The following is a 9,316-nucleotide window of genomic DNA, read 5'->3' as shown; positions in this document are numbered from 1 at the left end:
TGCGATGCCTGCGGCGAGCGTATTCGCTATCGCTGGTTTATCCTGTGGTTTGAATTTTCCCACTAGAATAAGTAGTGAAGCGATCGCAATTGCAAAAAAGATATTTATTGCCAAATTATTACTTTTCATAAAATTCACCAAAACTAAAACACCGTGAATCATCAATAATATAACATTTTATTTCTCACTATAATTAAAGAGCGATTCTTACGCTATAGAGCGCTTCGCTATCGCTATATAAAAAGAGGTATTTATATTATTATTCATATTAAAATATTGTAAAATTGTAGGAGCTTCGCTATGGAGCGCTTTGCGATTCCTACGGAGCGCTTCGCTATCGCTATATTTGATTTCCCACTAGAATAAAAAGCGATTCCTTTGGAGCGCTAGTTCCCTCCGGGACGCTCCGCGAACGCTATCGCCCTGGAATAGGATTTGAAGGTAATAATGCCAAACCTCGTTTTTGCTATTCCCCCTTTTTGAGAGTTTGTACAAAAAACCCCTCCATGTAATACGCGGTAAAAATGTTGAATTGACGGTGTATTACATGGAAAAGTTGTTAGAGCGAGGGTTTTTCCAACTTTGGCTTATATTATGGTGCAAAAAACCAACTCTCGCTCATAATTTGATACAGAGAGAGCTGTGTTGTATCTTTTTTGACTTTTTAAACATCCTCTTAACCCGCAGAACTTTTGACACTCTCAGGGCTGAAGCCACTGAGATTCTTAAAATTTTGCAATCCTAATATCCTGTTTGCACAGGTTCCCAAACTCAACACGTTTGCACAAAAGTGCGTGCTGATACTGCTAGTTGCTTTACTTGGAGAGACCCCAATACCGCACTGGCTTATCTTTTGGGCGTTTAGCTGTTAAACAGCAAGTTTCGCGGAGTCCCCACGTACTATATTTCGACTTCGCTCAATACAAGTTTTGAAAGCTCTATCTCTAATTGTTTTGGCAGCACCAATATCGGCGTGTTCGTGATACCCACATTCAGTACAAATGAATTTCTCACCATCACGGTTTGATTTATCAGTATGCCCACAATTTCTGCATTCTTGACTGGAGTATTTAGGATTGATTTTAATGACAACTTTTCCTTGCTTCACAGCGAGATACTCAATTTTTAAAATCAAATCACTCCAACTTGCGTCAGAGATAGAACGGTTTAACCCCTTCTTTCTTGATTGCCCATTCTTTAAAAATCTCCCAGTTTTTTCATCAGTTTTCACCTGGCAACGTGTTAACATTCCAGAGATGTTTAAATCTTCTAAGGCAATAGCATCAACCTTTCTAGAAACTATTGTCTTAGCAACACTCCATTGATAAGCAGTCCGTTTATCTGTAATCTTTTTGTGAAACCGTCCTACTTTATTAGCTGCTTTTTTACGATTTTTACTACCCTTGACTTTACGATTAATCCGTCGCTGTCTAATTTTTAAAGTGCGTCTAGCTTTTTTGTTGGTTGAGAATCTAGGATTATCAATTTGATATCTGTCGGAGAGATGGACAAGTTTAGTTATTCCTAAGTCACAACCAAGAATAGAATTAACTTCGTTTAGCGGTTTTTTTGCATAGTCTGGTATGGTTTTATCTTCAATCCTAATTGAGACATACCAACCATCTTGACGCTTTCTCAACGTGGCAGCTTTGATAGTAAAACCTGTTGGTATTAGGCGAGAATTAAAAAACCGCATCCATCCCAATTTAGGGAGATAGATTTTACTACCTTGAACTTTTATACCCATTTGATAAGTAAAAGATGTAAAATTACTACGGTTTTTAAACTTAGGAAAACCTCTCCCTTCAAAAAAGTTTTTATAGGCAGTGTCAAGGCGTTTGACGTTTTGCTGTAGGACTGTAGAATCAATCTCAGCAAACCAAGGTCTAGCTTTCTTTAACTCTGGCAATGCCGTTATTTGAATATCACCAGCACTGCGTCGAGGGTTTTTGAGGTTGCCATTCTTATCGGTTTTAGCATCTTTCCACGGCTCTCCACTTGCTCCATTTTTACTAACAAAACAGGTTAATGGACAAGCTTCTGCTTTAGTCCTAATATCGCAATAGTCACCTTGAATAAACTGCTGGTTGTATTGAGCTATTCTGTCAGCCAAACTCCAATTGTAAGTAGACCGGAGCATATCTAGCCAGTTATCCATTTTATTGGACTGGCTAATATTGGGGCGGATTTTATATACATAATTTGTTAGCAATTTACAATCACCACCTTGATATGCTAGACTTAACTTAGTATATACATATATTCTAATGAAGTCAACAGGTAAAGGAATTAAAAGAACAAAAAATCAGCCAGTCTTTTATGAAGAACTGAAGAAGCACCGAAATATAATGGTGACTAATACTGCTTGGGAAAATTTAATCAAGGCTTCTAATTCACTGGAGATCAGCGTCAGTGAGTTAATTGAAAGAGTGGGTAGAAATATGTATGGCAATATCAAGAAAGATGACTGTGACTAAAGTCACACGAGCCGCTTATATCTCAGGGCTAAAGCCGCTGAGTTTTACGCTTACTGGCTGTTCCTATAAAAATGTAGTGGAGTTGCATTTACTTGGCTTATAGTGCTAGTTTAACATCTAAATAGATTCAGTTAACATCGTAAATGATTCAATCTAGATGTTTTTTGTAATAAACAGTGAATTAGTTAGTAGAATATTGGTGTAAAGGAGATTCTATATAGATGCAAATGAGTAAACGATTTAGCGTTACACTTCCAGATGCTGTATTTGAAGAATTGGAGAAACTTGCTAATGAACAGGGTAGAACCACAGCTAACCTTGCAGCTTTTATAGTGGAGTCTGGTATTCGTGAAATTAAAAAAACACAACTACGCAATCCAAAGGCAAGTTAGAACGTTCTCTACTCCAAACTCTGACTTGAAAACTGAATAAAGAACCTAAGTAAAATCAGCATGGCAGATGATATCAAACGTTCTAAGGGGAAATTTGACTATCTAGCAGAAACTAGAGATTGGGGCGCAGCTACAACTGAGGGGCGTTGCAAAAGACTTGCTAGAGGGAAAGGTAAGCGATTAGTCGAAATTATCGACACTGAAACTGGAGATTTACCAATTATTTGTATTTTTGAGGATTACCCAGATGAGTGAAACAGCTACTCAAGTTCCTATCACTACTATTGTTCCTATGCTGACTGCTATTAGCGATCGCAATTGGGAGCAATTCAAAAAGTTAGAGCGTGATTTTGTTAATCAGTATGGTGTGGATGTATGGGAGGACGTTTTTAATTTTCGGCTTAAACCTGCATTAGACAAGGATTCTGACCGATGGTTACTAATTCAATGGTGTAGCAAGGGTATCAAATCAGTAAAAATCGTTGCTTAGTTAGTGAAGCAGGGGGTTTACCCTAAAACACCAACCCGACTTGACTAATTTGAGGCAATTCTGATCAGGCTGATGGATAAATAGGCGTAAAATTTACGCCACGCCAAAACTACCACCATTTAGGAGTAGTTGTTTTTATTTTGGCGGAAAAATACTGCATAATTTAACTAAGGGCTGCATCTCTATCACTACTTCCGTAAATGCAAAAACCTCCACTTGGCGGTAGAGGTTTTTGATAATTTCTGTTCCTAGCCCTGTCCGAAGTTCTCAATTTTTGGCAGGGGGAAGTACAAACAAAAGATGATGAGTCTTTTCGTGTCTGTGTCTGTCTACATTTAAAAGAGGATGAGTCTTTCTATGTCTACATTTAATGAACAAAAGAGCGTGAGTCTTCCTATGACTACACCAGAAAAGATGGTTAATCTTCCTGTGACTACACCAGAAAAGACGGTTCACCCTTCTATGACTACATTAACATTTAAATCTGAATCTGGAAACAAAAATTTTTCTGATGGACTAGCCAAACTGTGGTTAACCGACGATCTAACTGGCATCCTTCACTTAGGGATGCTTTATGAAATTCACTCCTACCAAGAGTCGGAAATCGCACCGGGACTAAATTACTTTATTTCCGACCCAAAGACACCAGAATGGATGATCAAGTATATTGCGTGGCAACGTCCAGAAGATTGTTTTGTTCATTCTTTGTCGCAACCAGTAGAGATTTTTATTGATGAAGTCGTATCAGCAAGGGAGTTGGGACTGCAAATATTAGATGCCCAATCTTTTAAAGAGTGGGCAACACGCAAGGATAGCGAAAATCTTACCGTAAAAGAAGCTCTGCAAATAGCTAAAGTTGCACTCACTAGACTATCGGGAATTGAGCTACAAGCGGAACTAACTACACTGCGAGTAAGATGCAATGAGAACCCGTATCACTGGAATAAACTTATGGCGGAATTAGAATCTGAATTTAATCAGGAATTGGAACGGCGGGGGATAGTAGCAAATCCCACAGATGAGGCAGAAATCCTAAAACTTGAGATAAAACGCCTAAATGCTGAAAAGGATGAGGCTAAAAAGGCATTAATGGCCAAAGACCTGAGAAAAAAGGGAATTGGGAACAGAGAAATAGATTCTATCTCAAGACAACTGGACTTAAACTCAACAGTTGCGAAACCCCAGCGTTTCAAACCATCTGAACTTCTGGAATATATTCCAGAGGGATTGCAATGGTTGTTCGCGGGGTTGCTACCATCTGCGGGCATTACCTTACTGTCCGGTGATCCGGCGGCGGGTAAGTCAACCCTAGCCTACGACTGTGCTGCGAGTATTATTAGCGGCGAAACGTTTTTAGGCGAACAACCTAGCAAAACAGGTAAAGTTCTATTTGTGGTTGGGGATGAACCGCTACCCTTTGCACAAGATAAGTTAATCTCGCGTGGTTTGTACGGGTACATGGGTAGCTGGGAACTTATCCACAATTGGGATATTTCACAGATGGAAATACTAGAGGAAGCATTAGAAGATATGCGACCTGCATTAGTAATTTTTGATTCTCTAACTTCGATTAATAAATTATCCCAAATAGAGGAAAAGGACTCAAAAACAGCGCGGTTTATCTATTCCCTGAATAACTTGCTAGAACGTTACGGTTCTGCTGGCCTCATGATTCACCACAACAATAAAGACAAAGATAATAAGGGAGTGAATAAGGTTAGAGGTTCTAGTGCGATCGCCGCTGCTGTCAGTGGTATTTGGTTGCTAGAGGGTCAAGGGGATGTTAGAAAATTTTCTACTCCTAAACTACGTGGTAGTAGTCCGGTAACTTTGGATGTCAGCTTAGATCGTGAGTCAGGAAAGATGATTGTAATCAATTCAGATCGGCAGGTGGAAGACGCTAGACCTGTAATACAACGGGTTAAGGCATTATTTGAATGTGCTGGATATGATGCTAGATTAGAGTTTGCAGAAATACAGCACCAGGTTAGAGGAACTAAAGATAGCTTATATACAGCTTTATCTCGATTAAGTGGTCAAGGGGTACTACTAAAATCGCCTAGTAAAAGTGACCCACGTAAAAAAGTTTACAGGTTGTCGCCTAAATATGTTATCCATACCCCCCCCCTCCCTATAGTTTCTCAAAGGTTATCAGATATAATGGCTGAAACCCTTACTACACAAGGTTTAGATGTATTTGACGAAATACCTGATAAAATGCCTGGCATATCTGACAAGATACCCGACAATCAACCTAATTTAGATGTTTGTTATGTATCTGAAACCCTTGATAATCAAGAATCCCAGTCATTATGTCTCACGGACAGTTATTTTCAGGAAGGGGGAGGGGTAAATGATTCTGTCAAACAAGTTGAAAATATTACACAAAGTGAAGATACTACTATCGGTGTAGAACCTGAACCTATAAAGGTAGGGGATAAAGTTTTTGTCCTGCATCCCCAAGCTAACGAGAATGGCAACACTGTTCATGAAATTGGGGACGGCTGGGTAACAGTTGTTTTTCTGACAAAACAATTCCCCATTAGTGAAGTCGTCAAAATGTAGGTATTTATAGCGATTTCTATCGAGCGATTCCTTCGGAGCGATTCCTTCGGAGCGCTTTGCGATCGCTATATTTCCCATTAAAATTAAAGAGCGATTCCTTCGGAGCGCTAGTTCCCTCCGGGACGCTCCGCGAACGCTATCGCTCTGTATATCCCAACATCAGACCTGACCGATGTTTAATTGATTATTCTTGATACCTTTCATAAAATGGTTTTATGTTAGTTTTAATGCCTTCTGTCCCCATTCTAACTAACGCCTCCAATGGCTGCAATTGTCCCACTATATTAGGAGAAAATCTAAACCGATTGGAAACGGCTTTAACTTCGGTCTGATCCAGCATAAGTATAATTTTTGTAGCTGTATTGGCTATAACTTCTTTACTCAATTCTGCATCACGTTGAGAAGCTAATATACAGCATAGTCCATATTTTCTGCCGTCACCTAATATAATATTTAAAGTTTTACTGTTCTTAACTTCTTTAGCCTCATCAATAATAATAAACGTTCTGGGAATTTTATCTTCAATTTCACCAGCAATCCTATGAGAGTCCATTAATTGTTTGATAATTGCCTCAGTTGCGATCGCGCTCAACCCAGGAACTTTACCAAGTGCTGATAAATCAAATCTAATTAGGGGTAATTTTAAGTTAGGCTGTGGTTTATTGAAGATTCCATACTCAAACATTGCAGCTAATTTTAAGGCTAATTTAGAGGATTCTCTACATCCATTCTCTATTCTTGCTGTAATCTCATTTTGTAAGTCTTGAAAAGTTGGTGGTTTATTAGTCCAGGTGCTTACGCTTTCTTGAGTAATTCCTTTTTGTTTATAGCAATGACTTAATATTTCTATAATTAATCCTTCCTGATTTGCTCCCATTGTCAAGGCTTTACGCAATATTGCGCTACTGCTATTCCTTGCAGTGCTGGTCCACCACCTTTAGTATCTAAATCAATTGTTAATGGATTAATCCCATAAGGTGATTCCATATCCAAGGGATAACAAACTTCATTAGGTAACTGCTGATCTCCGTGATAATCAATAATAATATTCTTTATAGTGGGAAATAATTTAGGTAATTCATAGGCGATCGCCTTCAATGTCTGAGTTTTACCACTCCCAGACGTTCCAATAATGGCGACATGACCATTTGGTAAAGTAGCAGGATTCCAATAGCATTTATCCCCTAAGAATATGCCAGAGTGCGATCGCTCTTTATCAATTGCTTTACTTTGTGGTTTAAGTGTAGCCTGTGGCAATGGTTTCATAATTAATTGGTTTTAAAGCTTGTGTGTTTAGATTTAAAAGTTTTAGTGGTATGGAAACTGTTATTATATCTATGCTATAGCTTTTTTGATGTTAAACCCTCATTTTACGACTTGAATACAACTGTTGCTACACAGGTAGAATTAAACATAATTAGACCTTTGCGATCACAAATCACAGGCATCACAATTTGAGTGTGGTAATTTCCTTGAGTCTATTCTGGTATGATGCAAGAATCTTCATTTTGGGGGTATAAAAACCGAATGGAAATTTTTGGATTTCAGAACAAGGGGCGTTAAAAAGTTCCTTGAGAGTTGAACGCTAACAATCTTTAATGAGAAGGCTTTGGGCGATTGCTCTGATTTCTTAGCGTACAAAATTCCCAAATTGGCACAGTCTAGCCGACTACTCCCCCTCGACCTAAATTTAACCCTAAAAAGCCCGGCAATCGTTCACCGGGCTTCAGTCTACTTAGACTTAGGCTTTTCAACTAGCTTGTCTTTAGGCTTTTTAACTAGCTTGTCTTCAATGAATTCGATTGGTGCAGCCATGCAGCCATACATCTCTTCAGCGTCCAATATCTCATTAATATCGTAATCAAAGGGATCATTAGTTTTAGTCATGATCATTGGTCTTTTAGGGGTACAGTTAAGTCCAGGGGGAGTATGATCATAGGATGCAGAAATTCGTCCAAACTTTCGAGGCGGATCAACATTTTCAAAACGAACTGCTTTAGGGTCAAAAGCAATAATAGTTTTAGGTTTACCAAACATATCAATGGAGTAACATTGTTCTGGCAGAATAGGAGCAACAATTCGTTGATTTCCTTCCCAGTTGTAAATATGTACCTCAGAACAAGCTTGAACCCTTTCTAAATTTAGTGTCCAGTAAAAGGTTTTCCCTAAAACTGCTAACGCGTCAAAACCTTCAGTAGGTATACCTGTACGGACAATTACAATTTCACTGCTCATATTTTTCTTGAGTTCCTATAAATCATTAAAACACTGGCTGGGGATATTAATTGAATGGAAACTCATTGCAATTTTAGCCATTGACCCTCTTCCTCTCTGATAGATATGGGTTGACCTCTATCTTTTCTTGCATTGAGCGAATGTCCATGCCTACTCCTGAATGTTTATTACTAAGTTTCCTTGCTCATCGTAACCAGTTGCCAAGATGTCAGTGGCAGAAGAATCAAGAACATCCTCTTCAGTGTAGTCATTAACTACGATAATAGGTTGATCGTCATAATCTTTCGACTCAGTGAAAGGGACGTTTCTTGCTGTTAAGACTTGTTTTACTGTAGACATAATGTTTTTGTTTTGGTTGGTTATATTATAATTCCCGCTCGCTGGAGATATTAATTGAATGGAAACTATTTTATTTCTGGATTGATTTTATAAGATGATTCTTGAATTCCCACTCACTGGGGATATTTACAGTAAATCTGTGCTATTTTCTCAGATTTTGTAACCTAAAACAACCTTAAAACTATACACACCAATACTTTTAGCGATTTACTTGATACAATAGTTTTAACTATTGACTACTAGTAATTGATTTAATTTGTAAGTTACCAGTTGCAAATTCATCTCCTAAGAATTTCATCACAACTTTTAGTGGTGCAGCTTCTAATTTAATATTAGTGGATGATGCGTCAATAAATTTAAATTGATAAGGATCTCTTGGTAAAATTGAGGTGTCAAAATCTTCCACTGATAAATCACCACTAACAAATACATTTGTATTAGTACGATTAAATTTATTTATCGCCTCCCCAATAACCTGATCTTCCACAAATACGGATTCAATAGTAGTAATAGCAGGTGTAGAAACATCTGCTGTAATTTGTTCAATCACAATCTGACTATCAGGGTCAGTTGCAGCTTTATATAGTTTATTTGTCTTAGGTTCAAGGACTATAAAACCAGTCCCATTAGGTTGAATAATCTGAAATTGTCCATCAACTTTTGACCGATCGCCCGCCCTGACACCCTTAATATTAGCAACAATTTTATGAGTGCTTCCCGAACTATTGTACACACCCTGTACCCCTGATGTAGAGGCAATTAGACGGTTAAACTGGGTTAAAATTCCCCCCTTAGAATTTATCGAAAATGCTGATAGA

At 38.2% G+C, this 9,316-nt stretch carries 10 protein-coding genes and 1 pseudogene; 5 read left to right on the top strand and 6 right to left on the bottom strand.

What is annotated here, in order from left to right:
- Positions 1-868: 868 nt before the first annotated feature.
- Positions 869-2,212, bottom strand: a complete 1,344-nt coding sequence (locus tag FJR37_RS24695; protein WP_217355385.1) for an RNA-guided endonuclease TnpB family protein — start codon at positions 2,210-2,212, stop codon at positions 869-871.
- A 55-nt stretch (positions 2,213-2,267) separates the two neighbouring features.
- Here FJR37_RS24695 and FJR37_RS24690 point away from each other — a divergent pair, with 55 nt between their 5' ends.
- The 5 genes from FJR37_RS24690 to FJR37_RS24670 all read left to right on the top strand — a co-directional run bounded on the left by FJR37_RS24690 (position 2,268) and on the right by FJR37_RS24670 (position 5,924).
- The gene (locus FJR37_RS24690) at positions 2,268-2,477 is read left to right on the top strand and encodes a hypothetical protein (protein WP_168467377.1); all 210 of its coding nucleotides are present in this window, start codon (positions 2,268-2,270) and stop codon (positions 2,475-2,477) included.
- Positions 2,478-2,704: 227 nt separating this feature from the next.
- On the top strand, positions 2,705-2,869 hold the full coding sequence (locus FJR37_RS24685; RefSeq protein WP_072033657.1) for a hypothetical protein: 165 nt from the start codon (positions 2,705-2,707) through the stop codon (positions 2,867-2,869).
- Positions 2,870-2,929: 60 nt separating this feature from the next.
- A complete protein-coding gene (locus FJR37_RS24680; RefSeq protein WP_168467376.1) occupies positions 2,930-3,124 on the top strand; it encodes a hypothetical protein in 195 nt (64 codons plus the stop codon).
- Positions 3,117-3,359 carry a hypothetical protein gene (locus FJR37_RS24675; RefSeq protein ID WP_039203720.1) on the top strand — a complete coding sequence of 81 codons (243 nt, stop codon included), beginning with the start codon at positions 3,117-3,119 and terminating at the stop codon, positions 3,357-3,359. The genes FJR37_RS24680 and FJR37_RS24675 overlap by 8 nt, the downstream gene beginning before the upstream one ends.
- Before the next feature lie 357 nt (positions 3,360-3,716).
- Positions 3,717-5,924, top strand: a complete 2,208-nt coding sequence (locus FJR37_RS24670) for an AAA family ATPase (RefSeq protein ID WP_168467375.1) — start codon at positions 3,717-3,719, stop codon at positions 5,922-5,924.
- 184 nt (positions 5,925-6,108) lie between these two features.
- On the opposite strand, the gene FJR37_RS27285 is transcribed toward FJR37_RS24670, so the two are convergent.
- From FJR37_RS27285 to FJR37_RS24650, 5 genes and pseudogenes are all read right to left on the bottom strand, one after another.
- Positions 6,109-6,801: a type IV secretion system DNA-binding domain-containing protein gene (locus tag FJR37_RS27285; RefSeq protein WP_254434664.1), complete on the bottom strand. Its 693-nt coding sequence runs from the start codon at positions 6,799-6,801 to the stop codon at positions 6,109-6,111.
- Positions 6,802-6,803: 2 nt separating this feature from the next.
- The gene (locus tag FJR37_RS27280) at positions 6,804-7,190 is read right to left on the bottom strand and encodes a helicase HerA domain-containing protein (RefSeq protein WP_254434663.1); all 387 of its coding nucleotides are present in this window, start codon (positions 7,188-7,190) and stop codon (positions 6,804-6,806) included.
- Positions 7,191-7,655: 465 nt separating this feature from the next.
- Positions 7,656-8,159 (bottom strand): hypothetical protein, encoded by a 504-nt coding sequence (locus FJR37_RS24660; protein WP_168467374.1) that lies wholly within the window; start codon positions 8,157-8,159, stop codon positions 7,656-7,658.
- A 150-nt stretch (positions 8,160-8,309) separates the two neighbouring features.
- Positions 8,310-8,498 (bottom strand): hypothetical protein, encoded by a 189-nt coding sequence (locus FJR37_RS24655; RefSeq protein ID WP_168467373.1) that lies wholly within the window; start codon positions 8,496-8,498, stop codon positions 8,310-8,312.
- 229 nt (positions 8,499-8,727) lie between these two features.
- Positions 8,728-9,316, bottom strand: a pseudogene (locus FJR37_RS24650) (metal-dependent hydrolase); the annotation flags it as partial.

Source organism: Aphanizomenon sp. UHCC 0183, assembly GCF_009712065.1.
Classification (GTDB): domain Bacteria; phylum Cyanobacteriota; class Cyanobacteriia; order Cyanobacteriales; family Nostocaceae; genus Dolichospermum; species Dolichospermum heterosporum.
Note: the sequence above shows the minus strand (reverse complement) of the source record. Positions and strands in the feature narration are given on the sequence as shown.

Coding starts and splice junctions, on each gene's coding strand:
- FJR37_RS24660 (WP_168467374.1), bottom strand. CDS start 8,159: ATGAGCAGTGAAATTGTAATTGTCCGTACAGGTATACCTACTGAAGGT.
- FJR37_RS24655 (WP_168467373.1), bottom strand. CDS start 8,498: ATGTCTACAGTAAAACAAGTCTTAACAGCAAGAAACGTCCCTTTCACT.
- FJR37_RS27285 (WP_254434664.1), bottom strand. CDS start 6,801: ATGGGAGCAAATCAGGAAGGATTAATTATAGAAATATTAAGTCATTGC.
- FJR37_RS24675 (WP_039203720.1), top strand. CDS start 3,117: ATGAGTGAAACAGCTACTCAAGTTCCTATCACTACTATTGTTCCTATG.
- FJR37_RS24670 (WP_168467375.1), top strand. CDS start 3,717: ATGTCTACATTTAATGAACAAAAGAGCGTGAGTCTTCCTATGACTACA.
- FJR37_RS24685 (WP_072033657.1), top strand. CDS start 2,705: ATGAGTAAACGATTTAGCGTTACACTTCCAGATGCTGTATTTGAAGAA.
- FJR37_RS24680 (WP_168467376.1), top strand. CDS start 2,930: ATGGCAGATGATATCAAACGTTCTAAGGGGAAATTTGACTATCTAGCA.
- FJR37_RS24690 (WP_168467377.1), top strand. CDS start 2,268: ATGAAGTCAACAGGTAAAGGAATTAAAAGAACAAAAAATCAGCCAGTC.
- FJR37_RS27280 (WP_254434663.1), bottom strand. CDS start 7,190: ATGAAACCATTGCCACAGGCTACACTTAAACCACAAAGTAAAGCAATT.